Below are 26164 nucleotides of genomic sequence, written 5' to 3' on the forward strand. Positions count from 1 at the left end.
AGAATACAATATAATTGAAGAGTGCAATAATAGTAATTATCACACTCTTCAACTGCTTAAAATCTATCTTTCATTTCGAATTTTTGATATTGATCTAAAATCGTGTGTTTTATATCTGCTCCATTATCAGTCCAACATATAAACCACTCTTCTTTTCTACTTCGCTCAGACATCTTCTCCATATAGAAATCCCATACCACTGATAGTTTATTTTCCCTTAAATACTTTTCTATATAATCAGCTCTAAATAACAAGTTACTTTCATATCCCATATACTGAGCATCAAAGGCAACTAAATTTTTCTCACTGTCTTTCCAAATTCCCTCAGATATTTGAAATAAATTAAAAAAATTCACTAAATTAGCATTTGGCAAAAGATAGCTACAAGAATTTCTTTCTCCAGAATCAGGATTGATATCTGTTTCCCACAGATATTCCCATATTGCATCTTCACAATCTACATCTTCAAATTCATTTTTATAAAACATATCTGAGAAGGATGGATGCCAATAGTATTCAAATGCAAATATACTATACGTATTTGCCCAAGAAACACTTATATCTCCTTTATTTTGTAATTTCAAAGCAATATATTTTTCTTTATCATTAATAGGTACAAAAACTGCTTTTGACTTTATGAAAAATTCATCTTTGTCTACAAATTTCTTTCCATTTTCTCTTTTTTGGAGAAGCATTTGTGCTAAAGAGATATATTTATTTCCCTCGTACTCAATAAATATAAAATCATCTAGATTATTAAACTCATCTTCACTTTGCGCCCATTTTTTATTTGGTTCATATGGTAAAAAAGATTTAATTAAATCTTTTTTACTGATATCTTTTGTGGGGTACTCCAATAAACTAGGATCAATGTTTCTTAGGAAGGGATCCCAGGGACCGTTATACCTCTTGTAATATTCTTTTTCAACTCCAAGGAAGTGGTCTTCTTCTTTTAAAGTTTCTTCGTTTTCTTCGACAACCGCTTCTATGTCTTCTCCTGATTTAATTTTGAATATGTTATCCATAAATGAATACATTTTTTTATTTTGCAACTCCTTATATTTTTGATATTCAGGAGTATACATCTTTATTTCTTTGAATATAGGATAGTTATCTGTTAATTTGGCTATTAGCTCATATAGCGCAATCCATTGATATTTTTTACCAATACGCTCCACTATATTTTCATGTCTATTATAATTTCTTAAATTCCTATCATAATATCCATGTTTTTTTTCATCATACCCATAGTCAAGAGTCCTCATTGTAGCAATATTACTTAAATCTTGGTCGTCAAATTGATTTTTCCAATCAGATAATGCACTCCCAAAAACATACCTTCCAAAATCTCCATACCCCCCTGTTCCTCTTCCGTATTCAGTTGTCATAGATCTTATTATCGCATGAAATCCACTAAACTCTTCCCCTGTGACTTGCTGCATTTCTATTAACTTTTCATCGACTTCTTGTAAAGAATATATTTTTTTATACCAGTTACTAGAATATGGTGGATTAATCTTTTTATATTCTTCAAGCTCAATAATTCCTTTATTAGCAGCAAATAAAATAATACTTCTCGCATAATCTCTAATTAAAACATTCGGATAGACTTCATCTTGATCGAATATTTTAGCATAAATAATATCAATTATTTTTTCTAATTGTGGTACTTCATTAGACCTTAGAATTGCTCCATATGCACTTGCAAATAGTCTTTCCAATATATATGGGTCATTAACATCAATAAACCTATTAATATTCTTTAAAATAATCGATGGTTCATTAATATATAGTTTTACTAAAGCTTTTGTAGAAGTATCTCTTAGCTTACGGTCTGTACTTGTAAACAACCAAATAATGGTCAAAGACAGCAATTCAAAATTCTCATACTTGAAGTGTTGAAAACTTAAATTTTGTTTTAGAATAATTTCTACCAATCGCGTAGGCACTTCTGGATTACTATTTATAGATATAGTCCAACCTCCGTCCCTTGTACACATTGCTAAAGGATAGATGTAATTATTTAAGAACTCGGCATTTAATGGTGATTCTAAAATATAAGACTGTTTTAATAAGCTTTCATAAACTAAACTTTGTAAATCTTCGTTTTCTTGTCTTAGACATAAATCAATCCAATAAAGAGTTCTTTTATTTATTTTTTGAACATTTCTCCATGATATCCCTCGAGCAAAGGATTCTACTGCATTAAAAGTTATAAATTCACTATCAACTAAATCAAATAATTCCATGTTTAACTTTTCAGGAACAATTATTGATAGACTCTCATTAACTCCATAAAAATAAGGATTATCAGATGACAATATCTCGTCAAATAGTTCTTTACCTTCTTGCTGATACTTTTCTAATAAAACTAAGGATATATATATATCTGCAAATCTTTCATAAGTAAAATATACTAAACTTTCACCACGATACCCTGAATTTATTGATAAAATATTTTCTTCTTCTAACCCTAAAATTATCTCTCTATAACCAGATGTATAAGGACTCGCTGTTCTTTGCAACACTTCGGAAAGTTCACTCAATTCTATATAATGACTTTCACTTTCAATAAATCTCGCAGCAATTTCCTTCAATATTTTATCAACCAGATTTAAAGAGTTTGTGTACGGAAACCTTTTATCAAGTGACAATCTGCTATTAATCTTTTCCACATATCTTTCTAATACCTCGACTATACTCCAACCTCTATATCCAACATATTCTTCTTGGATTGCTTCACAATAAATTTGTAAGAATAAAGGGTTATAGCACTCATTCTCTAAAGATGGGAATATTAATGGATTTATTCTATAGTAATTAAAAAAAGGCTCTAATGCTTCTAAACTTAAATCTTTAAACCCCTTGTGTTCTAATTTATGTAACGGAAAGTCTTCCTCAATATTTTCAGGTAATACGCTTCGAATATAATTACTTCTAACAGATAAGGCTACAGCAATATTGTCAAATTCATTAATGGAATTTAAAAAGTTCAACAAATAATTTTTCCAAAAATGTTTACCTTCACCCTCATTTAAAGCATCTATTATTATTACAGTTCTTTTATTTTTCTTATTTGCTCTATCATTAAATTCTTTAAGAAAAGACTCTTTAGAACCTTTATATTCAATCAAATCAAATAATTGTTTGAAGGGATGATCGTGCGTATTTAAATGTTGGCCTAAAAATAAAAAAACACTGTGACCTGCTTCTTGCAATCTTTTAGCGTTATCGGCTAATAAATGTGATTTACCTATTCCCGCATCTCCATAAATTAACAAATATGGCTCGTTAATTAAAATTGGTTTTACCAAGTCTATATAATCATTTAATTCGCTTTCAAATCTATTTATTGTTTGGATTGAATTAATTAACTCTTCCCTAACATTCTTTTTTTCTTCTTCATATAGCTTGTATCTTACACCATTTAATTCTGCCATAAAGCCATTAATCTCTTCAGAAAGACATTTCAACCTACTATGCAAATAGAATTCTTTATCTTCACAGTCAATCTCTTTTAAATAATTTATAACCTTTTCAATAAACTTTGTATCATCGTATCCTAAAACTTCTTTATGCTTATTGAAAGCTTTACTGAATTCCATAATACTCATTTGCAATTTATCTAAAAACCTACTGAAATGCTGAAAAACTTGATTATTACTTACTAAAGAATTAAATATTGCATTAAAATCCGTTTCTACATTTGCCTCGGAATTATACCGTTTTCCTAAATCCAATATGTTTTGATCTAATATTTTCTCTAGATGTTCATCCGTGTATTTTTCTAAATAGGCTCTTTCTTGAATTTCTAATAAATTTCTTTCGAAATATTCCTGTAAACTCTTATTACCTTCTGCAATACTATTTTGAATATTAGATAAAATACTCATTTCATTTGATTTAAAACTTTTATCTCGGTACTCTTCAAGATATGTAATTAAATCATAAAGATATTGCTCTACAACAGGATGATTTTCTATTTCTTTTAACTTCATAGAGTTTCTATAATGATTTATTTCATCTATTGCTAGCTTAGATAATTGCTCTACAAATGCAGCTTTAGAAACAGAGTTATACGTAGCTCCAAATACATAGTTAAATATTAAAAGCCCATTCTTTTCATCATTTAAAAAATTTTGAAATGTATTTGAATCCACAAATGTACCTTCATAATCCTTTTGAAACGTTTTTATCTTCTTAAATCTCCATTTTATCTTCAGTTTGTCTAATAATGTTACACTTGCTAAACTCACTAAATTCCTAAATAAAGGTTTTATCATAAATGAAATATTAACCATTTTTAATCCCCTTTTAGTAATAAGCTTATCATTGAATAAACTTATTAAAAGTATCAAAATACAGTTTTTTTGAATTGCAGCTTTAAAGAATACAAAATAACTTAAAAAACATGAATTAACCGTTTTTCAATTAGCAATTTGTTAACGCTCATTTTTCTATGTAACGTTTATTCCACTTGGAATTGCGAATAATCTTAATTGTTTATTGATGTTGTTTAAGTACGATTACCCATTATAATATTTTAGTAATTCAATAATCTTTTGTTTTGTAATTTCTTTTCCTTCTTTTATGCGTTCTGGTGTAACGATGTTTGGATGTGCTGAATCATTTCTAAGCTTCACGACAATATCTAATTTTAGTAAAAAGTCATTATTAAAAATGCTGTCCTCAAAATGTTTCTCCAGGTAATTTTTAAAGTCACGATATATTCTTCCTTCTCTTAGCAAGGAGCTTGCATCCTTAAATACCCTTTTCAAAACATATTCCATTGTTCCTAGCTCAAAGCGCCATTCAGTCTCATCATTTTTCAATTCTGTTGTAAAACGTTTAAGTGCCACTGCAAATCTCTTTGTTTGTATCTCATTAAAGTCTTTTTTGAATTTGGTTTGGACATTTGTTCCACATAATATTAAATATTTAATATACCCACTAAACATCTTTGTAAACAATTCTTTTTCCAACGTTTTACAATATGGCATAATAGCAGTAGATAAATCAAAGTCACTTGTCTCTTTATATTCTTGAAACAGAAGCTCTGCAGTGGGAAGAAATCTTTTAGATTCATCTTCTAGCTTATCCCAATAGGGTTTTATCCAATCTTGAACAAGAGGAATATAATATTCAATATCAGACTTTTCTATGAGTTGATTTATTTTTTCTTGTATTTTTTCAGTGATTGCTTCTTCATTAATACCTTCTAAATTTAGTTGATTTTTTATATCAACAACTGAAGTATTTAAAGTTATGAGCCTTGATTTTATATCATTTATATCTTCTATATTCTTCAGTAATTTTTTATACTCAATTACAGCCGTGTTACCTTTTATTTCAGAAACTTCATCATAGTCTTTTAGAAACTCTCTATAATTTTCTACTTCTTTAGAAAATGGATTTATCGTTACCCAATTTCTTTTCAAATTATGAGCTACTACTGGCAATTTTTGATCAGGATCATATGGTGCAAAGATCCAATCATTTTCATTTGTGACCATAGTAACTAAGTCAATAAAGTTTTCGGCCATCAAAGTAAAGGAACACTTCTCCTTAATATTAAAAAAACTACTCCAATTAGCTTTCCAAACTGAGGATTTTTCTCTTGGATTCTCCTTCAAGTAACTTTTTAAATATGCATTCTCTCCCTTAATTACTATCCGATTATCTTTAAATAATTCATTTAATTTATCTTGATTATATCTCCATTTTAAATTGCCGTTTGGCCTGATTCCTCTCCAAGTAAAATCAAATCGGCCCCTAGAATCCATAGGAAATACACGCATTAATGGGTCTAATCTATATCTATCTTTCTCATCTTTTAAGTTATATTGTTCTTTATAAGACTCAAATTTTTCGTAGACTTTATTTAATGTATAATCATTAGATTTTGAGTAAAAATATAACAATTCATGATTTATGGCTGGAGTCTTAATAAGCATCGGCCTCTTCCGCTTTTCAAGAGTTATTTGCATAACATATGAATTTGAGAAAACCTGATCCAACATGAGCTTATAATCTATTACTGAGTTTATAGGTGCTTTAAACACCAAAATTCCACAATCGTCTAGAATCCTTAAAGCGTTTTCTAATATTTTTGCAATAAAAGCTCCATATAAATCTAGCTCATTTTTTTGTCTCAAAGCTCTTCTATTTAAACGCTCTTCTTTTATTTCTTCAATGGAAATGTCTCTCTCTTTACACTTTTTTAGTTGAGCAAGATACCTTTTAATTTCTAAATTAGAATCTTCTTTTACCGTTTCTAAGCTATAGATGAAATCGTCCTTTCCTGTGAACCATGGTACATCTAAATATACAAAATTAAATTGGTTATCATTTATAGCTTCCATAATACTTATAACATCTTTATTGTAAATTAATGTATTCTTATTAAATTGCAACTGTATTTCTCTCCTTTCAATCAATAATTTTAATATCTCTTTTAAGTGAATCTTTACTAGAAGTTTATAAAATACAACTTAGAAAAGTCCTTAATGTATGCTGCCAATATTATAACATCATTTACCAACATTTTACTTTATTAGTAAATAACAATCCCCCAATCTAGTTACAGATAATTTTTGCTTACAAACAACAAAGAAAGCACTCCACTTCTTAGGATAATAAGACTGGAATACTTAAATCTGCTCCCCTGAAGTCTTTTGGAAAGCTAAATTCAATTTAATCACCTTTTATACGTTATTTTCCTCACTAAAACTTAACTCATCATTAATTATTTCTTCTTCTACTCTTTCAAATTCTTCGAACGCCTCATTCATAAATTTCCCAAGCGTTTTTATATATATTAAATTGTCAATTGAAGGTGTTGCATTAAGGTATGTTACTATAGTTTCGTACAATGTAAATATTTCCAGTTGCCCAGGGATTCTTAACCCTAAATTACTAGGCCCAAAAATATACGGTGGTGATTCTAGACCTTCTATATCTATTGTACCTAAACTATCAAACGTACCTAATGGACTTGAATGAATCTGATAATTTGCTTTCTGGTAAAAAGATAGTGTTTCTTCATGATTCCTAACATGAATTTCTAAATCTTTAAAGTAAATGCGTCTGCTAAGACTATCAAATATTGGTCTTGCCCACTCGTAGTCAAATTTAAAACTATCTCCATATTTTTTTAAAAGATTTTTATAATTCTTTTTTAAATCTTTAAAGTAATTATCATTTGAATTGTTATGCCATCTGCATTCTTTATATTCTTCAACTATTGATGCATCATTAAACCGAGTTAAAAGTTCATTCATAATTTTATCGTTATCGTAGTATTTTAAAAATATAAACAGAATAATTTTGGTTTCATGAGCTGTTCTCCAACGAGAAAGTGCTGCGTCAGCAAAACCTCCTTCTAAAAGATAATGTATTTCCTTTGCTAAAAGTATTTGTTTTGCAAGTAATTTCATGAATGTATAATATTTCAAAGAATGTTCAGATGTATTTTCATCTAATATCTTGATTTCATTTGTTTTATTAATATCATTAGTACAAATCTCTTCCGTGATAATAATTAAACTATTAAATAATGCTAATGGCCTTATCCAACGCTGTTTAATACGTGATCTAAATTCAGTATGTATTAACCTTTCTAATTCCAAGGGTTCATACATATTGTCTTTCAAGATTTGATAAAAATTCTCTGCAATATTATTAAATAAGTCATCATCAAGTGAATTATGAATGGCTTGTGTCAAGATTTCTTCAGAAAGAGATTCGCCCTTTTCTTTATAATCCTCAATTATTTTTCCTAATGCCTTATTGAATAAACGCTCAAAAGATAGATTCATTCTATTACCCCCTCAATAAATGTTGATATATCAATGAGTTCTCGTATGTTTGAAATATCGCCTAGATTTATTCCTTATTTTATAAGTATTAGCCCTTAAAAAGAAGGATATCTTTTCCATTATAGCGAACTGTAATAGTAGATTCAAAATGTAAGCTATCATGAAAATATAACATCTAAGTTTTAGTAATATTTTATAAGCTACATGTACTAATGAATAAGTCTGAACAGGCTCGAATCCTGTAAAGCACACATATCAATATGGAGGGATTAAAAAATGAGGCAATTTAACAAGACCCAATCAGTAGCAGTAATTGGACCAGCACGAACAGGTAAAAGCTCATTAATAGCAATGTTTTCGGCAAATGAACGTGAAATTAGAAAAAGTATCTCGGGTGATGGTCTTGACAAGACAAAAAGTCTTATGCGCTTAGTGGTACATCGTGAGTTGGATAAAGAAAAAACTAAAGTACACCTTTCCATAATAAATGATTATGAAAATTTAGAAGTATTAGATCCTGAACTCTATAGACGAATTCAAGAAGCAGAGGAAGTAATCAAGAGTCCTATGAGTTTACAAGACAAGGTAAAATATTTAGTAGATGTCGAGGGGCTAAAATGGAGCCTTACTACTGAAATGTCTGAATGGGCGAAAAAAGTCATCCATGAGGACGTTTCTGAACTAGTAATATTTGATACAGAAGGAGTTGGACTAGATAATAATCCATACATTCCTATCGTAGATAATTATCTTCTTATAGTTTCGAGTAAGAATCGTTTGGAATTAATGAATTGTTTAAAAACGTTAGAAGATTATCTGATTTCTAGTAAAGTTACTTACCTTTTTGCAACTGCAGATGCAGAATATATAAATGATGTAGAATTTTTGGATTATAAACGCGATGAAGTAGATAATATTATGAACGATATTCAGAAAAAAGTAATTAATAAATTAATACCTAATGAAGCAATGGAGCAACTTGATGCTTATCGATTAAGTTCTAATTATATTGTATACCCAAAATTTAGAGATGCTATTCGCGAAAATGGTAAGCTTGTAAAAGGTGTAGCTTCTGCAGTTGAAGCATCTAAAGGTGATTTCAAATTAGAAAGGTTTACAAGAGACTTAAAAATAAAGCTATCTAATCCTAATAATTTAGATACGAAATTAAAAGAATTAGAATCCCTGAGTGTTGAAGAACGTGAAAATATTATTGCATCAATTAAAGAAATTTTATTTGGCGGTCTAAAAAGTGAATTGGGTATATCCAAAAATAATGAACCCCTTACACTCGAAAAGATAGAACGTATTCTTATTAAAGATAGAAATGAAGATATAGATTTTGTGAAAAAAGAGAAATATATTACAAAAGGCCGGACTAGAACATACGACTATACTTCACTTCCATATAAAATTCCTGAATATTTAAAGAATGATGCTAAAGATATAGCGAATGCTCTCAAACAAGAGCTAGAGAAAATGTATGAAAATAATCATAATTTTGAAGCTGGGATACTTGTATTAATTATTCGAGATCTTGTTTCACATAATTTTAATTTTGATCCGATACAAAATGGACACCATTGGGATGAATTCCCACGAAATCTACAATCTATCTACTCACGTCTTTATGTGCCTCTATTAGTTTCAACATCAGATAACCGTGACTATGTTTTTAAACTGGAGAATTATGGTATTAATAGTGGATCATGGAATTATACTACTAGTGGTGAACGCTTGGAGAAAATACGTGAAATAGTTCTGTTTGCTAAGGACTTATATCAGACAGACAACTTTTGGGCAAACAATATCGAAGAGTTAGTTCGAAACTATGCTATAAGTATTTATAGAATTGCCATCGCAATTCAACTGTTTTCAAAACACGGTTATAGCTTATTTGAAGAACAAAAAGCATGACAAATAAAAGCGGATACTTATGAAATTACACACAAACAAGTGAAATGTACCGCGCTTTTAGAAATGTCTATAGAACTGATTGCTAATTGAATATTACTTTTTGACTTAGTTTTACTGATTTAAGCTAGTCTGTACAAGCGTAAATAAAATAACTTTTTCGTTTGTATTTAGTGTTAAAACTACCATATGTATGCCTTACTAAAAAAGAACCCCAAAACTAGCACATTTAAAAACATGCTAGTTTTGGGGTTCCCTTATTTATATATTTCACCATGACCAAATAAAAAACTCATAAACGATATTCAACGGTAATTATACAGTAATTAATCGAATTTATTTTAATCTACATACATTACTATGTAGAATGTACATTTACAAATTATTTAAAATACTAAAAGGTACTTTTGATTATTTTGTTGATAATGCATCAACAAAATTTTGACGTAAGTAAGCAAAGTAACCTTCAATATCTAATTGAGCAAACGGATTAGGATTATTTATTTGCGCATTTTGGCAAATAATTTTTTTGAACAAATGGATATTTATCATAGTATTATTAAATATAGATTCACGTTCAAAATACTTTAATGATAAAATTTCAAAAATTTTAACACTTAGATTATAAATATCTAGAAACGTATTTAAATCAACTTTTACTCTTTCAATTTCCTCTTGCTTACCTATATCATAATGTGCGATTTTACTGTTTCTTAAAAGACCTATGCTATTTTGATCGCTAATCCTTTCGAATTCTTTGAATAGTGATTTAACTTCTCTTAGTTTATTGCGTATAATATTTTTGGTCTCTTCAGTGTTTAAATGTTTAGAATTAACTAGGGCCTTCAAATAAGATAATCCACCATTCTTTTTAGAAGCAAGATTTGCATTGTCTAATACCAATTTATATGTCGTTAAAATCATAGAATCAACGGTATTAGTAATAAAAAGATTAAGAAACGTCAAGTCCCATGGAAAAACTCCGTTACTCTTAAATTCTTCATTAATAAAATGTACTATTTTTTCCATATAAACTAGGTTTGTATGGAATAGTTTCAGATCAGATTGAATAGACTCTAACACCTGCACAAATTCACCATGATATTCATTTGATAAAAGATTTATATAATAATCTTCTATTTTTAAACTCTCATTGGAAAATTGAGCATTTTTGTCCTGCTGCATTTTTTCATACATCTCCATTTCCTCATCATAAGACATAAATATCACCTACCATATTATGATTCGTTAGCATAAAAAAGCACCCTCTTAAATTGATACTTCTATCGTGCTAGTGTTGCCTGGGTGTTTATATGCGTTATTTGGTTGAGAGCTTACTATAAAAAACATGCAAAGTATAATTGCTCTCTTCTTTCAAATATTTAGATAAAAGCAGAAGTACTATCTAGTAATTTTCTATACGGTACTTCTGCTTAAAACAATAATACTTAAAGGTATTTTAAGTTAATAATTCCTCAAAAAATCCAACCTGAACATCAGGCGTAATGTTTAACAATAAACGACAATCAAGTAGCTGATTACCCCATTCACATGACGTTTCTGATACGTGCGCAGAACTATGACATGCAGCGGCATTGGCGTATAAATTGAATTGGAACTTTCCATCTGAGCAATTTGGATTGGAAGAACAGTGCTGCATGCGCTCAATGGCACGTAGCACAATCGGGTATAATAATCAGGCTGCGCAAGTGCTGTTAAACCACCTAAACTACCTTCTGAATCCCCATATGCATTATAAATGAACACACCGTGCATTGATTGGTCCACATATAAGCGTTCCTTTAGCGAAGTCGTTGCGTAACCTGAATGTGCTGCAAGTTCCTTTAATAACACATGGCTAAATGTATGCAGTAATAAGTGGCGTCCTAACAACGGCAATGGGTCTTTATCAAACTCATCCCGGTGATTGTTATATTTTTCAATGATTTCTTTCGTAAGTGTTTCATTGTTCCCACTTATGAAGCTTTTGTGCATCGAACACAAAGAAAATCCCTTCGCCGTAATTTCGAACAGCTGGTAGCCAGTTATTTTTCGGATACTGAGTTACGCGATTTATATGTACATCGCTTTCTTCGAAACGATCGATGTAATCAATGCGGCTAAACCCTTTTAAGACTTGTACTTCTGGTACCGAGTCTACGCGATTAATGGCAGAAAAATACGGTTGTAATGCTGGGTAGATATCGACGCTTTCAGATTTATAACGAATGGCTGTGTCGTTAAAGTACGGCTGAATGAGTGTATTCCATTCTTGTTTTCGAATTGATTCAAACGTTGGTTCCGCGCTCAGTTCGTTTCCAAGTAGTAATTGCTCTAATTTAGGCATGCTCTCCCCAGCCAAATGATAACGCTTTGAATAGAGCTAACATTATATTTATTATTAAAGATACACACAAAAGTATGAAAACCAACCCAATTTTACCATTACCTTTGTTAACAAGAGAAGCTATATTATATATAATATAAAAAATACATAAAAAATGAAATCATAGACATCGTACGTATATCAAATGGAACAAAATTGGAGATTACTTAAAATTTGAAATTGAACTTTCAAAATCCCCACCAAACTGCTGCTTCTTTCAAGCCTTCAATAAACTTTTCTAAGGTTTGAATGGTAATCTTCCTATCCCCTCTTTCAACCCCAAAAATACGTAGTTTGCAGTCAGCATCTTTCAGCTTATTCTTATTGATTGAGTTTTCCAATTTAAGTATTTATTTAATGTTGCCACCAAATAATTTTACTAAACTATCCACAAAATCATTTTATGATAATAAAAAAATTGATAAGGAGAAATACTCCATATCAACTTTTTTTCTTTTGTTAAGATAAGGTATCAAGCAGCTTAGTTTGTTCACACTTATGAATAATTTTCATAAATATTGGACAAATCTACATTAAACGATAATTAGCATTATTTAAACGAATAATCCCCTTTTGAACGATAAATTATAGGAACCATCCGATAATTAGAAAATTGTGACCAAGGTATTTATATTATGTAAACTAAAATTATTTGGCAAGGAGGATTTGGATACGTCAACTACCCATAAGCTGTTGTATATATGGACAAAACTGTGTCTCCCCCTTTAGTGAATTTGTTTAATTGGCAAGATTTATACTGCATATACTGTTTAAGGTAACTCCAATTCCACACGTTTTGACGCTTCTTCATCATCTGATAAAAAAGCTGTTATTGAACGAACTTGTTCGTAACCTGTTGCTATTAAAAATGTTGGTGCGTGTCTATATCTTTTAGCTCCAACTATCTATATAGAAGTCCTTTTCTAGTTGGCGCAGAATTTTTTCTCCATGCGCTCTTACTGTGCCACAACTATGCTTCACCACCATAGGCTTCTGCTACAAATTTTTTACGCATAATCCACACTAGCTTTGTTGCAGTATTCTCTGCTTGTAATTCAGCGAGTACCAATAATGTATTACTAGCCGAATGACCACCACTAATAACTGCAATTTTCTTATTGACATATCTCTTAGTATTAATGTATAGGATACCATATTCAATGTGATCTACTAATGCTTTTTCATTTTATAGCCATCCCCCTGTAGAATTTGCTGGGTTTGGATTTCCCCATGCACCCGTTGCATAACAGCTCTCGCTTCAATAATCAGGAAATCTTAGTAAAAGATGTTTACAAACAACTTAAAGAAAGGTATACTTACAAAGTAATCAAAAAATTCTTAAGGAGGTCGAATGAAATGATCGTTATCGTTAAATTAATGTCATTGGTAGCTACAACTTCAGTAAAAATGAAAATCACACATTCGACCAGATCGGAATGGATCGCTTAAGTTTTTTGTAATTAAGTATACCCATACCGCAGGGAGAAGTGTGCCCCTGCGGTATTTTTGTGCCTTTTTTTACCGTAGAGGAGTCTCTCTACGGTTTTTTTCATTTTTCATGGTAATTTAAGGAGGTGATAATAAATGATATTAAACATTTTTGCTCTCACGATAACTATTACAAAACGTAAGATCTCTCGTGAGCAAGCACTTCATAATGAAAATGTGAAAAAAATCTTTGAAGAGAACCAAAGAAAAATTGAAAGTTATATTCGTATTCGTCAATATTAATTTTGTTAATTAAAAAACATGGAAGGTGGGAATTGAAATGATTTATATGATCAAAAGACGTCATGCAGTTTTATGGCTGGAGAAAGACACAACCACCAGATGAAGTAATATAAAGTGACAATACAATATAGCTATTTAATTTTATAATCTCAGTAAAGCTAACCCGTTCTAATCTAGAACGGGTTAGCTTTAGGAGGCACTTTTTAAGCGATGTTTTATACATACAACTTGATGTAATTTAAGAAAATGCTGAATTACAATGTTAGGGAAATTCTAATTCTAAAAAGCGTAATTCCTCGATACTAAAATTGAACTTGGCATTTTTTATCTTAATTCCATTATTCCGTTAGCCATCCATGTAGCGCAAAAACAGCGCCCCATTGTGGAAGATCATAAGCATATGTCTTCTTAAATTAAAGCCCTCGTTAGTTTAAGATAGTACATAATTATGATATGGTTCACCTTAATGTAGTTAGTTTCCATTATATATATATCCTTACCAGCGATTTATCGCTATTTTCATTAAGACAACGTATAATAAGAGAAGCAGAAGAAAAAGAATTCATTTTTCCTCTAGTTAAAAAAAGAGGTGCAATTATTTGAAACAGTTTGAAACAGCATTACCTGAGCAGTATGAAACATTAAAAAAACAGGCAAATTATACATCTAGCTGGCGAGAGCGTTTAGACGCAGTCGAAAAGTTATCGGCTTATCAACATGACAAAATCATAGATTTATTAATAAATCGTATGCAACATGATACTGTCTACAAGGTGCAAGTAGCAGCCTATGAAGCACTTGCGGCGCTTGGCGAAGACGTAGAGAAGCCATCACCTGCACGTTTTGATATTATTAAAGGAACAGACAAAATTTTCCTGCGGGTTAAAAAGAGCTTGCCGAAGGATCATACAGTGGCAGACTTTGCGGATAAACTAAAACGTATGCGTTTAGATGTCTTTGATGCGTATGAAGGCGATAAAGGTGTACAATTTATGAACTGGTTAGAGGAACGTTGGGCAAAATTGTAATCAGTAGTTTTGCGATTTATGAAGGAAAGTCATTCTCTCCACTTGTGGAGGGAATGGCTTTTTCTTATCTTACGCTGCGGTTCATCGAAACTAATATTAACTTGTATTACTTCTTTTCTTTAATCATCTATCTTCTTTATTGTTTAATGATAAAACAAACACCTTAACAATTTTCTTTAAATATGTTACTCAAGAAAATGGCCTGATTATGGAGTAACATGTTAAACAACACCCTTCAACTAAACTGCCCCGTTAGTTCAATAATCAATAATAAAGAAAAAGATGGTTGCCTCCCCTACCCTACTTGAAGTCGTTGCTAGTTCAAAAAATGTTGGCAGATGACATTTAAAATTGTCTTAGAAATTAATCAATTAGCCTCCATTTTTAGAGAGCTATTATTTATCAATATATTAAAAAAGGGTAACCTATCATCCATAGAACCCTTCCAATTTCTTTTTACAACCATTTTATTCAGATAACATACTCTGCATAATTACTATCGTAGCCCTTTGCATAAAAAGCTGTAGAAACAATATTCAAAGGAAAATCCAAGAAATGTTGGTTTAATAGCATTTCTTGGATTTCGGTTTCTTTCCAAACTTTCATTTGATATTGTTATTAAACGTTTACTAGTGGATAAAAATTATTAATCTTACCAATCAAGCAAACTAAAAGGACTGTCTCCGTTGAAGAAGTATCATTTAAATGCAATGATTCAACTACTTTTTAATATTTATTACTTTGTATCCAATAAATAAAATTAAAAACCAAACTGGGGCGACATATAGAGCAACACGCATATCTGGAATAAACGCCATTAACACAATAACCATTAATAAGAACGTAATGGCAATGTACGTAGAAAGTGGATAAAGCGGAATTTTGAATTTCAGTTCAGCTACTTCCTCTTTCGTTTTTGACTTTCTAAATTTCAATTGTGCTAATAAAATAATCATCCAGCTTGTAATGACTGCAACCGTCGCAACAGCAGAAATATAGATAAACACTTTTTCAGGTACTATATAGTTTAAGACAACCGCCATTAATAATACCGCTGAAGAAAATAAAACTCCTCTATGCGGACTACCGTTTTTGCTTACTGTTTTAAAATATTTCGGACCATTTTTTTGTACCGATAAGTTGTGTAGCATACGCCCTGAACCGTATAAACCACTATTAAATGCAGACATTGCTGCTGTAATAACAACAAAGTTAATAATGTGAGCCGCAGCAGGGATGCCGACATAATCGAAAATTTGAACGAACGGGCTACCTTCTGAACCAACTTCGTTCCAAGGATAAATAACCATCATAACGCCTAATGCACCAATATAGAAAATTAAAATACGCCAAACGATATTGTTAATAGCTGAAGGAATGGATTTGCTAGGATTTTTAGCTTCGCCTGCAGAAATACCAACTAATTCAACCCCACCAAATGAGAACATAACCAATACTAGTGACATTAAAATACCATGGAAACCGTTTGGCATGAAGCCACCGTGTGCCCATAAATTATCGAAGCCAATTGCTTCACCATGGTTGCCAACACCGAAGAAAATAATGGCTAATCCTAGAACGATCATACCGATAATCGCAACAACTTTAATCATCGCAAACCAGAATTCGAATTCTCCGTAAGCTTTTACATTTGCTAGGTTTACAAGCGTCATAATAACAAGGACTACAAGAGCAGTTACCCATTGTGGAATATCAGGGAACCAGTAGTTAATGTATACACCGACTACTGTTAATTCTGCCATGCCAACGACAATCCACATGAACCAATACGTCCAACCGGATAAGAACCCCGCAAAGCGTCCTAAATATTTATTCGCGTACGTGCTGAACGAGCCTGATACTGGTTCCTCTACTGCCATTTCTCCTAATGCACGCATAATTGTGAAAATAACTAATCCACCAATTAAATAAGCTAGTAGAATAGATGGTCCAGCCATTTGAATTGTTGAACTAGAGCCATAAAATAAACCGACCCCAATGGACCCACCAAGTGCAATTAATTGCATGTGACGAGTACTTAATCCGCGCTTTAGCTGTGAATCTTGATGATTATCTTTCATAATGTCTTACTCCTAATACGTTTAGATTTTCAAATACTTGCTCAAAAAAGGAATAAAAAAACGCCCTTTTGGATTAACCAAAAGGACGATTCAACTCGTGTTACCACCTTTAATTTATAAGCAATTCACATTACTTACCTTAAGAAGTACGGTCAATTGACGATACTCTCGCACATGATTACGGGTGCTTACCGGCGTAGCCTACTTAGAATAATCTTTTCGGTACGCAGCTCCAAGATGAATTCCCAATCGTTTTACATGCACCTCTCATCAACCGGTAACTTTCTGTTCGTAAAAATAATTGATACTATTTCTTTTCATAGCCTTTGTTCTATACAAATATTTTTGAATTATTTTTCATTTTACACAAAAAAAATATTTTGTCAATAAAATTTTTCAATTAAAGCTATAAAGCATAATATAACAAGAATATTTGATATGAATCATACATATATTGATTTTAATATTTCATTAAAACAGAAGTCTATTATGATCCTAAGAAGGATTTATAATATATGCGAGAATTATCTATAAAGATAGGATGATGACAATTATTGAAAAATCGGTTCTTGCTATGGTTATTTTACGTGTATTGTCTGGAAGTATTGAAGTAAGTGCTGGCTTATTGATGCTAAAGTTGAATAATTTAGAAAAAGCATTCTATATTAATACAATGCTTGCATTGGTTGGTCCAACAGCTTTAATCGTAACGACAGCCATTGCGTTATTTGGACTAGCTGATAAAATTCCTGTGACGAGAATCATTTGCTTATTTACGGGAATAACACTTATTATTATTAGCTCACATATTAAGTAATATAGACATTCCATGCTCTAATGCTAATTAAACTCTTTCTTACAAACATCACATTTATGAGGCATACCTTTTCGCCCTTTTTAAACAAAATCTTTTAGATTATTTAGTTTGCTGTAGCGTGTGACGACGCTGCGTTTTTTTTATGTATAAGTAACCACTACCTGCACAAATTTATATTAAGTGTATCGCACGCACTTATTCGGTTGTGGCGTTGGTTGACCGCCACAACCTCCCTCATTCAGGGTCACCGTAACTCAGTGACCCTTTTCTAATTTCTATTGTCAGATTGTTTAGTAACATTACACTGCATCAGGCAGTTTTCTACTTGAATAAAGAATGTATCTATAAAGCAATTTCTTTCGGCTTAACAACGATCAACAATATTTCTTGACCTCTACCCATGTTGATAAATAAGTTCTTCTATCTTTGTTTTTGTCAGTTGTACTCTGCCTTGCCTAGTTCCAAAATCTCCTTAAATTATTGATTGCTAGTAAATTGAACTTTTGTGTGACTATTACCTTTATACACAACTCTTCTAGCGCTTCTCTTCTTTGCTGCATCAGCTTCGCTAATCGTGCCTATTATACCTCATCTATACTTTCTATATAATTTTAGTTACTTCATTACCAAACAGCGCTTGCCGCAACTCTAAAAAGTGATACAATTTGATTTTCTATACCCCAAATTTTTTAGATTCCGTATATTGCAGAAGTAACAAATGTTTATTACGTTACTACCCTATAAGAATATAGAATCTAAGGATTAAATTCCCACTCCAAAGACAATTTGTCCAAGACTTATTGTCTTTAAATAAAAAAAACCAAAACTATTAGTCCATTGTTAAGATAAATAGTTTTGGACAAAATATTTAACAATCCTTACAAATTGCTCATGTACTACTCTTTTATAAACCACTATGAATTAACGGATTCGAGCCTTACGGAATCCATCGAAGATACTGAGTGTTGCAGATAAAATGAATACGATGATGACGCCGACGACTATCCATATTTCCAATTGCTTAGTTGTTATGGTAAATAATTTACTCATGTACGTTATAAATTCTTGGTTCATTAAATTTGGATTGCTTAAGATAACAATGAATACAACGGTTGCGAAAAGCTCAACAATAGTATTAAAGATTGCCATTTTTTTCGTCCATTGTCCTTTCAATAATTTGTAGAGAGCTAACCCAATTTCGAGAGCGATGACAGCGATAACAATTGGCCAATAACGAAGTAAAACATCCTGATTGAAAGCTGGCATTACGAAGTTGAGGCCATCACCACCGCCTTCATATATACCTACAAGGTGATTTGCATAAAAATAAAGAGTTGCCCAAATCGCCGTCCACATTAAATAGCCAAATACTTCAAGCTTCGTAATCGCTTTTTTCTTTGGAATATAAATAATGTTTTTCAAATCTTCAGGGGTCCATTTTGTTAGGTTTGCTGACAACGGATGCTGATCTTTTCCTTTATCTGTTCGTTCAATAATGACGAATACGAGTGTTAGCCAGAAAAAGACATGTATTCCTACTTCGATGATTCTCCATATTCCTTCACCCATAATCGTGAGGACGGCATTAATAATCACTTCTTCCCCACCAAAACCAATAAAGTATTCGGCAATAATCGAAATTAACGCAATGACAGCGGCAATTGGGACAATCATTTTTAATAACGATAAATATACATCAAAATAGCGTGGACCAATTAAATGCATTGGTTGATCTCGATAACCACTCGCTAATGCTGCTGGGTTCCCTAATTTTTCAAGTACATCCTTTACATCATCCTCACTGTAATCGTCAGGTAGCATATCCTCAATGGTTGATCGTAACTCAAGTGCGATATCCTCACGATTTTTTTCAGGCAGCCTCCGAGTGACCTCTTGAATATAAATCTCAGTCAGATTCATCTTGATCATCATCTCCTTGTAATAACTCATAAAGTTCTTTTGAATTGTTAATCCATTCTCTTTTTAATTGCAAAAATACCTCTAATCCATAGTCACTTAATACATAATACTTACGCGGTCTACTCTCTGATGTATCCCAGCTGCTCGTCACTAACTCTTGTTTTTCTAAACGGCGAAGCAATGGATATAAGGTACTTTGATCGATGTTAATGCCCGCTTCCTCTAATAATTGAACAAGTGAATACCCATACTGGGGTGTTCGTAATTGACTTAAAACGGCTAATGTCAGCGTTCCTCTCCTAAGTTCTGTCGTTAATGAATTCAGTAACGTACTCATTTACTCACCTCAATTCCACTTACTATATGACATACACTGTATAACTTATACTATGTATCGTACACTATTATTGTTACAACAACAAGCAAATTCAAATACCCTTGTAAGAAATAACATGAAAATGATTTAAAAGGGTGCATAAAAACAATGTTTATATTCTTTGTTAAGAAAACTAAAAAAGCCCAATTTCTCTGAATTGTAGGAGAGAAATTGGGCTTTGACTGCTACACAAAACTTGCCGAACTGTTGCATAAGATAGTCGAGCTTAGTTTAAAATGATCAGTCTCTATATAAAATTATAGAAATGATAGATAAATAGCATACGTGATACGGATCGGCTTCATCTAGTCAATACTAAACATTTTTGTGGAAGGCCATAGTTAGTTCAGTGTGATAGCAAACTCCGAGTTCGGTGCACCAGCAAATACAACCGTTCCATTCTTCGGTAGCTTTACTTTGTTATTGCCGCTTACAACGGTAAAATTGACGCATACGCCCTTCTCATCATAAACCGCAAACGAACTGTTCGATGGCAATTCCACGTTCATTGTTTTCCCAGCTATCGCTTGTGGGATCGTAAACCATTTCGCATGTCCTTTTGCTTGCAACGTTACTTTGGATGACTGCCCTGTATAAAGCGGTTTTACGTTAGTTCCACTTACGTATAAAAATCCGGACATTTCCATATATTCATTCCCGCCTTCCGTATAGAAACGAGTCTCTGTCGTATCACGGCCATTCATCACTGGGATTTGAAGCTGATGCGCCGCCATGTTTGGACCTATAATTTTTCTGCCCTCCCAATAGCCCCCCAGGTCTTCCTGACGATTAATTTGTTTGGTAAGCAGCATTGGTATGAGATATTGAGCAGAACTATATTTTTCGTTCACAAGATAGAACTTCACGCCCTCCCGTTTCTTCCATGCAGCAGCAGTCTCCTTCGATAATACATTGTCTTCAAGCTTCTCAGCTAAATATTGAGTCATCGCAACTTGCCCAAAACCTGGTGCTGTTTGATAGGTGCTCTCTTTTAAATAAGTACGTCCGTTCTTCTCAGTGACGAAGTTGAGCTTGGATGTACCCTCCTCATTAATAAAGCTTCCGTCCGCAGTATATACATACTTTTCTTCGGGATTAAGGGATAAGAACAGTTTTCCGTTCTTCATAATTTCAAGTTTGAAATGACTGAAACTATTCCCGTAAAAGCCTGCTTTCTCTACTAGATCTTGAGGCATCTGAGTCGTTACTGGCTTGCCAAAGGATTTGTTTGGCTTAATATCCTTAATTGTGCCCTTCTCTTTAAGTGCAGCAAGCAGTAAGTCAGTCGCCATCAGTTGATTTGTAACACTGCTACCGCTAGATGACACCACAGCAGCGGCCATCTTCTGTTCTGGTAGAACGACCAGTGTCGCATGTTGTAATATTGTGTCACCGCCCTTAGCCAAACCCTTTATCCCATATTCACTAAATGGATATAGTTTCACACTATCCCATCCAAGACCATAGTTGAAAATATTATCTCCATCCTCTGGCCACATTCCTTTTTTATATTCCTCTTGCTCCATAGCCTTGACTGCCTTCTCAGAGAGAATCTCTTTTCCCAGTCCCATAAACAATTGTGAGAACCTTACCATATCTTCTGCTGTCGAAGAAATCCCTCCCGAACCAATCAAATTCACTGATTCAATAGGAAGTTGCCCTTGATAGGATGGAAAATAAAGTCCAGCCCGTATATCGTCTGCCCATTTATCCTGCGGTGTTTTCGTATTATTAAGCTCTAGGGGCTCTGTAAAACGTTGATGTAGAAATTCGGTGAAGCTCATACCGCTAACTCTTTCCACCAAAATCTCGGCCAGCGTATAGCCGTCATTACAGTATACTGAGAACGCGCCAGGGTCTGCCTTTAAGCTCTGGTTTGACAACTGCTGTAACAAGGTATCATGGACATAGGTATCATTATCTTTAAATAAAATTGCATTACTATACACAGTTCCTTGTAAGCCGGAGGAATGGTTCAACAGCATACGCGGTGTAATGCGTTTGTATCGTTCATCCTCCATCTTAAAATCAGGAAGATAGTTAACAACAGGAGTATCTAAATCGACTTTTCCTTCATCGACCAATTTCATCATAGCCGCTGCTGTATACACTTTACTGACCGATCCAATTCCATATTGGGTATCTTTGGTTAGAGACTGTTCCCCTTTTAAATTGTCCTTGCCTTTCTGACCCGACAAAATTAGCTTGCCATTATCAATTAACGCATATTGCACGCTAGCCGTCCCATAGGATTCCGTGAGTAACGCAGCCTTCTCTGCTGCAATCTTCTCCAGTTTTTGATTAGCTACAACTTGATTAGCTACAACTGTAGTCTTATTGTTAGAAAACGCCATTGCCCCTGTTGGCAGGAACATCGTTAGCGCTAATGTAGCAGCTAATACCCCAGATAGTTTACTTTTCATAACAGAATTTCCTCCTTAGATAAGCAATTGATTTCATCGCTTACGGTTATTTGGACCAAAGAGTTCTCTTTGTTGTCCTTATTAGCAGTATACTTCAATAAAACCAAATTTAGGAAAAATAAAGTAAACAAAAGGGAAAATTTATAGCAACTACCTTTCATTTATTAAAGGATGAATAACTGTATTATAGTTAATTTACCAGTACATAACATTTCAGACGTTAGTCTGAAGACAAGTAATGAGATAAATTGTATATTTTATTTATACTTTTTAACTATAAAAGTATTAGGAAAAATCCTAGACAACCATTACGTATAGATAAAAAATACTACTAAAACGTTCAAGTACATTTATTTGTACAAAACTATACGTAATGCGTTTGTTCTATTGGCATCAGAAAAATTATCAATCTGTATAAATTAAAGTCCAATGATTTTCTCATGTCGTTTTAGCTTTATGCAAATATTCAGACCGTTGACTAAATTTATCTGTCAATCATTGATGTTTCTAAATTGGGGCATTGTATTAAACATTTATTAATGAAGGGATATAAAAGTGTGTCGAGGTGATTTCTATGAAAAAGAAAATGCATTTTACAATTTTAAGTAACGATTCAACAGACGGAGATGGCGGTTACGGAGTAGGAACCCTTGATTTAAATAATGTAACGTCGATTATTATAGATTGTGAAAAAGAACAGGTGTTTATAGATTTAGAAGCCTTACATGGACGAAGTATAATCGAGAAAAAAGTTCGTTTTTCCTCTGATTTAGCTCATGCTAGTGACGATTATTATCGTTATTGGATAGTTTGGGTAGCTATTCAAATTTCTCAAAATGGTCCTTATTATGCGGGATGTACTGCAAGTGAAGTACGGGTATCAAAAGAAGTACGACGTATTAAACTTGGCTATAAATCTTTGCCAGAACAAGTAAATTATTTAGATAAGGCACTTAAAGGGAAAGTTCTCTTGAAACATGTAGATAGTAATTCAAAAAAACTACTTTATCAGTTTTTATCTGAATTTAATGAAGACTATTGGAAATACTCACCTGAAGAATTAAAACAACAATTGTCTGGATGGGAGGATTTATAATGGCATTTGTAATTACAGAATTATGTAGAGATGAAAAAGCGGCTGTCTGTTTGGATGTCTGTCCAGTAAATTGCATTGTTATGACAGATACCCAATATGTAATTAATCCTGATATTTGTATTGATTGTGGAGCTTGTGAATTAGTTTGTCCAGTAGAAGCTATTTTTTTTGAAGATGAATTGCCTGCTGAATATGATTCAGCAACCCTGCTAGCTCTCAATCATTTTCGAAACTAAAATGGATTAGGATTTTATACTTCATATCATAATAGTGCCGTTTGCCCAAAACACCCTCCAGATTTTTTCCCCTTTACAATATTATGCTAAGCAATTTCCTATCTAAAAAAAGTCGAATTCCTAGACAATAAGAAATCGACTTTTTTATATGGCTATTTACAATACCTGCAAACTAATTGTGGTTCGCTTATTAGGTACAACAATAAGGAAAAATATTAAAAAATGCTGGTTTCCTTTTACCCATCTTAACGCTAGGGTTCAAAACCCTTCTGGCTAATGAAAAGTTCTTCTTCCGAAAAATACTGCCTCATTCGTTTATAAACCATTTGATAGACGGATGGATGATACCATTCTTCCATTTCCAGTTTTCTATATAACGCCTGTAAGTCCATCTTGTGTGTGCGTTTACCACCGCGTCCGTCCCCCATAAAATAATCGTCAATACATACTCGGTTAACCAAGGGACGCAATATTTCTGCAAATCGCTCAGTACTTGGTAGTAAGGGTGCGATGGCAACCTGTGCAGGAATACCAAATTCAGCAAGCTGTTGGAGTGTTTTAAGCCTTGCTGAAATGGGTGGAGCATAGGGCGTAAAATGCTTGCGAATATCTTCCCTATCCGTCTCTATGGTCATACTTACCCGTACTTTATCTTTTAAAAGTTGCAGTAAATCGATATCTCGACTTACAAGTGGGCTTCTAGTCTGTACTAATAGGAAGTCAGGGGGATCTTCTACCATAACTTCAAGTAAAGATCGCGTCACTTTTTCCTTATGCTCTATTGGTTGATACGGATCTGTACTTGATGACATAAAAATGGTTACATTCCCTTTTGCTTTGGCCCGATGGAGTTCCTTTTGTAATACATGCGCAGCTCCGTTTTTAACATCGACCCAATGCCCCCACTCACCTTCCCTGAAAAGAGATACAGGCATTTCGCGAACATAACAATAGGAACAGCCAAATGAACAGCCTGTATAGGGATTTAGTGAATGCGTATAGCCAGACAGAAAGCCAGTTCCTTTATTTAGAATGGTTTTCGGATTTTTATAGAATATTTCATGTTTCATAATGGCCCCCATTCATTGTACAGCAATAATTATTCATTATTTGATGAAGCTCGCTTTTCAAGATCCAGGAGCAATGTCTTCATTTCTAATCCACCCCGATAGCCAGTTAAAAAGCCATTCTTCCCTGTTACGCGATGGCACGGTACCGTAAGTAATACTGGATTAGCCCCAATAGCCGCTCCTACAGCACGAACAGCAGCTGGTTTATTTATAGCATTGGCAATATCGGAATAGGATTTCGTCTGCCCATAAGGAATTTCACAAAGTGCATCCCAGACGGCTTGCTGAAATGGCGTACCTACGTACTCAAATGGAACAGTAAAGGTTTTCCGTTTTCCTTCTAGATACTGAGTAATTTCAACAACATAAGGTGCAAGCATTTCATCATCTTCCACAAGAGTACTTCCTGGAAAGCGTTTTTTTGTCCATTCGACTAATTCCTCGAATGGTTTGTTCTGTGAACCTACAAAGACAAGCCCCTTTGAAGTTGACGCAATATATAATTGCCAATCCTTGAACTTTAGTAAAGACCAATATAGACTTGAATTATTCTTTGTTTCCATTATACTTCTCCTCCACTTTACTCATTTGACGAAATTGTGCTGGCGTCTGTCCCGTTTTCTTTTTAAATAAAGTAATAAAATAAGGCGTATTAGCCATCCCCACACATAAAGCAATATCTCCAATCGCTTTATTTGACTGAATCAAATACTTTTTAGCTACGTGTACTCTAACTTCCTGTATATATTCAACTGGCGTCATGCCTTTGATCTTTTTAAATGTTCGATGCATATGATACGGACTTCCATGACAAATATTTGCTAACGATTCTAGCGTTAATTTTTCTGTGAAATTTTTATCAATGTATTCCGTAATTGCATCCACCCACTCGCTATCAGGCAGATTTTCATTAGTGGGCTTGCAACGTTTACAAGGGCGAAAATTTGCTTGGAGGGCTTGTTCTGCGTTTGAAAAAATGCATACATTTTCTTTTTTCGGAACGCGAGATTTACAGGATGGTTTACAAAATATCCCTGTCGACCTTACAGCGTAGAAAAATTGGTTATTGTACGCTGCATCATTATTTATAATGGCTTGCCACTTTTCCTCTGTTATCATTTCTACTTCATTTATCATTCTAGGATGATGGCTCTCTCGATGTCCGTTATCGATACTATCCGACATTTATCTCACCTCTCCTTACAATATACTCTCTATAAATTCAGAATGGACAATTCTAGGAATAGAATAGCAAGATATTGAAGTTTA

Annotated in this window: 20 protein-coding genes, 1 pseudogene and 1 other annotated feature; of the genes and pseudogenes, 6 read left to right on the forward strand and 15 right to left on the reverse strand. The window is 32.9% G+C overall.

Going from position 1 to position 26164, the window contains the following annotated elements; translation table 11 throughout:
• Positions 1–56 precede the first annotated feature (56 nt).
• From MHI22_RS04455 to MHI22_RS04465, 3 genes are all read right to left on the reverse strand, one after another.
• On the reverse strand, positions 57–4301 hold the full coding sequence (locus MHI22_RS04455; protein ID WP_340811140.1) for an ATP-binding protein: 4245 nt from the start codon (positions 4299–4301) through the stop codon (positions 57–59).
• Positions 4302–4526: 225 nt separating this feature from the next.
• Positions 4527–6413: a hypothetical protein gene (locus MHI22_RS04460; protein ID WP_340811141.1), complete on the reverse strand. Its 1887-nt coding sequence runs from the start codon at positions 6411–6413 to the stop codon at positions 4527–4529.
• 291 nt (positions 6414–6704) lie between these two features.
• The gene (locus MHI22_RS04465; protein WP_340811142.1) at positions 6705–7817 is read right to left on the reverse strand and encodes a DUF5677 domain-containing protein; all 1113 of its coding nucleotides are present in this window, start codon (positions 7815–7817) and stop codon (positions 6705–6707) included.
• Between the two features lie 276 nt (positions 7818–8093).
• Between MHI22_RS04465 and MHI22_RS04470 the strand changes: the two genes are divergently transcribed.
• Entirely contained in the window at positions 8094–9734 is a 1641-nt protein-coding gene (locus MHI22_RS04470) for a hypothetical protein (RefSeq protein ID WP_340811143.1), read from the forward strand.
• Positions 9735–10142: 408 nt separating this feature from the next.
• Here MHI22_RS04470 and MHI22_RS04475 read toward each other — a convergent pair whose 3' ends face one another.
• The 5 genes and pseudogenes from MHI22_RS04475 to MHI22_RS04495 form a co-directional block, all read right to left on the reverse strand.
• Positions 10143–10952: a hypothetical protein gene (locus tag MHI22_RS04475; RefSeq protein WP_340811144.1), complete on the reverse strand. Its 810-nt coding sequence runs from the start codon at positions 10950–10952 to the stop codon at positions 10143–10145.
• A gap of 288 nt (positions 10953–11240) precedes the next feature.
• The gene (locus MHI22_RS04480; protein ID WP_340811145.1) at positions 11241–11726 is read right to left on the reverse strand and encodes a hypothetical protein; all 486 of its coding nucleotides are present in this window, start codon (positions 11724–11726) and stop codon (positions 11241–11243) included.
• Positions 11695–12078 carry a hypothetical protein gene (locus tag MHI22_RS04485; protein ID WP_340811146.1) on the reverse strand — a complete coding sequence of 128 codons (384 nt, stop codon included), beginning with the start codon at positions 12076–12078 and terminating at the stop codon, positions 11695–11697. The genes MHI22_RS04480 and MHI22_RS04485 overlap by 32 nt, the downstream gene beginning before the upstream one ends.
• Positions 12079–12305: 227 nt before the next feature.
• Entirely contained in the window at positions 12306–12458 is a 153-nt protein-coding gene (locus tag MHI22_RS04490; RefSeq protein ID WP_340811147.1) for a hypothetical protein, read from the reverse strand.
• 397 nt (positions 12459–12855) lie between these two features.
• Positions 12856–13360, reverse strand: a pseudogene (locus tag MHI22_RS04495) (flavoprotein); the annotation flags it as partial.
• Between the two features lie 341 nt (positions 13361–13701).
• On the opposite strand from MHI22_RS04495, the gene MHI22_RS04500 reads away from it, so the two are divergent.
• Positions 13702–13848, forward strand: a complete 147-nt coding sequence (locus MHI22_RS04500) for a YrzI family small protein (RefSeq protein ID WP_080717122.1) — start codon at positions 13702–13704, stop codon at positions 13846–13848.
• A 599-nt stretch (positions 13849–14447) separates the two neighbouring features.
• Positions 14448–14876 (forward strand): HEAT repeat domain-containing protein, encoded by a 429-nt coding sequence (locus MHI22_RS04505; protein WP_036126241.1) that lies wholly within the window; start codon positions 14448–14450, stop codon positions 14874–14876.
• Between the two features lie 719 nt (positions 14877–15595).
• Here MHI22_RS04505 and MHI22_RS04510 read toward each other — a convergent pair.
• Positions 15596–16957, reverse strand: coding sequence for an amino acid permease (locus tag MHI22_RS04510; protein ID WP_340811148.1), 1362 nt, complete (start codon positions 16955–16957; stop codon positions 15596–15598).
• Positions 16958–17035: 78 nt separating this feature from the next.
• Positions 17036–17287: a binding site (T-box leader), on the reverse strand.
• 211 nt (positions 17288–17498) lie between these two features.
• Here MHI22_RS04510 and MHI22_RS04515 point away from each other — a divergent pair.
• The gene (locus MHI22_RS04515) at positions 17499–17774 is read left to right on the forward strand and encodes a YqhV family protein (protein ID WP_058843557.1); all 276 of its coding nucleotides are present in this window, start codon (positions 17499–17501) and stop codon (positions 17772–17774) included.
• Positions 17775–18695: 921 nt separating this feature from the next.
• Here the strand turns inward: MHI22_RS04515 and MHI22_RS04520 are convergent.
• From MHI22_RS04520 to MHI22_RS04530, 3 genes are all read right to left on the reverse strand, one after another.
• Positions 18696–19694, reverse strand: a complete 999-nt coding sequence (locus tag MHI22_RS04520; RefSeq protein WP_340812696.1) for an HAAS signaling domain-containing protein — start codon at positions 19692–19694, stop codon at positions 18696–18698.
• A complete protein-coding gene (locus MHI22_RS04525) occupies positions 19681–20031 on the reverse strand; it encodes a PadR family transcriptional regulator (RefSeq protein WP_036126229.1) in 351 nt (116 codons plus the stop codon). Before MHI22_RS04525 ends, MHI22_RS04520 begins: the two co-directional genes overlap by 14 nt.
• 380 nt (positions 20032–20411) lie before the next feature.
• On the reverse strand, positions 20412–22493 hold the full coding sequence (locus tag MHI22_RS04530; RefSeq protein WP_340811149.1) for a serine hydrolase domain-containing protein: 2082 nt from the start codon (positions 22491–22493) through the stop codon (positions 20412–20414).
• A gap of 574 nt (positions 22494–23067) precedes the next feature.
• On the opposite strand from MHI22_RS04530, the gene MHI22_RS04535 reads away from it, so the two are divergent.
• Together MHI22_RS04535 and MHI22_RS04540 are read left to right on the forward strand one after the other, a co-directional pair.
• On the forward strand, positions 23068–23589 hold the full coding sequence (locus MHI22_RS04535) for a YwhD family protein (protein ID WP_271913491.1): 522 nt from the start codon (positions 23068–23070) through the stop codon (positions 23587–23589).
• On the forward strand, positions 23589–23825 hold the full coding sequence (locus MHI22_RS04540) for a DUF362 domain-containing protein (protein WP_036126223.1): 237 nt from the start codon (positions 23589–23591) through the stop codon (positions 23823–23825). The genes MHI22_RS04535 and MHI22_RS04540 overlap by 1 nt, the downstream gene beginning before the upstream one ends.
• Before the next feature lie 251 nt (positions 23826–24076).
• Here MHI22_RS04540 and MHI22_RS04545 read toward each other — a convergent pair whose 3' ends face one another.
• Genes MHI22_RS04545 through MHI22_RS04555 form a run of 3 tightly spaced genes read right to left on the reverse strand, consistent with a single transcriptional unit; the run spans position 24077 to position 26080 of the window.
• On the reverse strand, positions 24077–24895 hold the full coding sequence (locus MHI22_RS04545) for an SPL family radical SAM protein (protein ID WP_271913493.1): 819 nt from the start codon (positions 24893–24895) through the stop codon (positions 24077–24079).
• 29 nt (positions 24896–24924) lie between these two features.
• On the reverse strand, positions 24925–25458 hold the full coding sequence (gene adaB / locus MHI22_RS04550) for a methylated-DNA--[protein]-cysteine S-methyltransferase (RefSeq protein WP_340811150.1): 534 nt from the start codon (positions 25456–25458) through the stop codon (positions 24925–24927).
• Positions 25442–26080, reverse strand: coding sequence for a bifunctional transcriptional activator/DNA repair enzyme AdaA (locus MHI22_RS04555; protein WP_036126216.1), 639 nt, complete (start codon positions 26078–26080; stop codon positions 25442–25444). The genes adaB and MHI22_RS04555 overlap by 17 nt, the downstream gene beginning before the upstream one ends.
• Positions 26081–26164: the final 84 nt, after the last annotated feature.

This window comes from Lysinibacillus sp. FSL L8-0312 (genome assembly GCF_038003285.1).
In the GTDB taxonomy this organism is placed as follows: domain Bacteria; phylum Bacillota; class Bacilli; order Bacillales_A; family Planococcaceae; genus Lysinibacillus; species Lysinibacillus fusiformis_D.

What these genes read in the sequence shown, in the direction of transcription:
- MHI22_RS04455 (WP_340811140.1), bottom strand. Translation starts at nt 4,301, where the DNA reads ATGGTTAATATTTCATTTATGATAAAACCTTTATTTAGGAATTTAGTG.
- MHI22_RS04465 (WP_340811142.1), bottom strand. Translation starts at nt 7,817, where the DNA reads ATGAATCTATCTTTTGAGCGTTTATTCAATAAGGCATTAGGAAAAATA.
- MHI22_RS04470 (WP_340811143.1), top strand. Translation starts at nt 8,094, where the DNA reads ATGAGGCAATTTAACAAGACCCAATCAGTAGCAGTAATTGGACCAGCA.
- MHI22_RS04475 (WP_340811144.1), bottom strand. Translation starts at nt 10,952, where the DNA reads ATGTCTTATGATGAGGAAATGGAGATGTATGAAAAAATGCAGCAGGAC.
- MHI22_RS04480 (WP_340811145.1), bottom strand. Translation starts at nt 11,726, where the DNA reads ATGCACAAAAGCTTCATAAGTGGGAACAATGAAACACTTACGAAAGAA.
- MHI22_RS04485 (WP_340811146.1), bottom strand. Translation starts at nt 12,078, where the DNA reads ATGCCTAAATTAGAGCAATTACTACTTGGAAACGAACTGAGCGCGGAA.
- MHI22_RS04500 (WP_080717122.1), top strand. Translation starts at nt 13,702, where the DNA reads ATGATATTAAACATTTTTGCTCTCACGATAACTATTACAAAACGTAAG.
- MHI22_RS04510 (WP_340811148.1), bottom strand. Translation starts at nt 16,957, where the DNA reads ATGAAAGATAATCATCAAGATTCACAGCTAAAGCGCGGATTAAGTACT.
- MHI22_RS04515 (WP_058843557.1), top strand. Translation starts at nt 17,499, where the DNA reads ATGATGACAATTATTGAAAAATCGGTTCTTGCTATGGTTATTTTACGT.
- MHI22_RS04520 (WP_340812696.1), bottom strand. Translation starts at nt 19,694, where the DNA reads ATGAATCTGACTGAGATTTATATTCAAGAGGTCACTCGGAGGCTGCCT.
- MHI22_RS04525 (WP_036126229.1), bottom strand. Translation starts at nt 20,031, where the DNA reads ATGAGTACGTTACTGAATTCATTAACGACAGAACTTAGGAGAGGAACG.
- MHI22_RS04530 (WP_340811149.1), bottom strand. Translation starts at nt 22,493, where the DNA reads ATGAAAAGTAAACTATCTGGGGTATTAGCTGCTACATTAGCGCTAACG.
- MHI22_RS04535 (WP_271913491.1), top strand. Translation starts at nt 23,068, where the DNA reads ATGAAAAAGAAAATGCATTTTACAATTTTAAGTAACGATTCAACAGAC.
- MHI22_RS04540 (WP_036126223.1), top strand. Translation starts at nt 23,589, where the DNA reads ATGGCATTTGTAATTACAGAATTATGTAGAGATGAAAAAGCGGCTGTC.
- MHI22_RS04545 (WP_271913493.1), bottom strand. Translation starts at nt 24,895, where the DNA reads ATGAAACATGAAATATTCTATAAAAATCCGAAAACCATTCTAAATAAA.
- adaB (WP_340811150.1), bottom strand. Translation starts at nt 25,458, where the DNA reads ATGGAAACAAAGAATAATTCAAGTCTATATTGGTCTTTACTAAAGTTC.
- MHI22_RS04555 (WP_036126216.1), bottom strand. Translation starts at nt 26,080, where the DNA reads ATGTCGGATAGTATCGATAACGGACATCGAGAGAGCCATCATCCTAGA.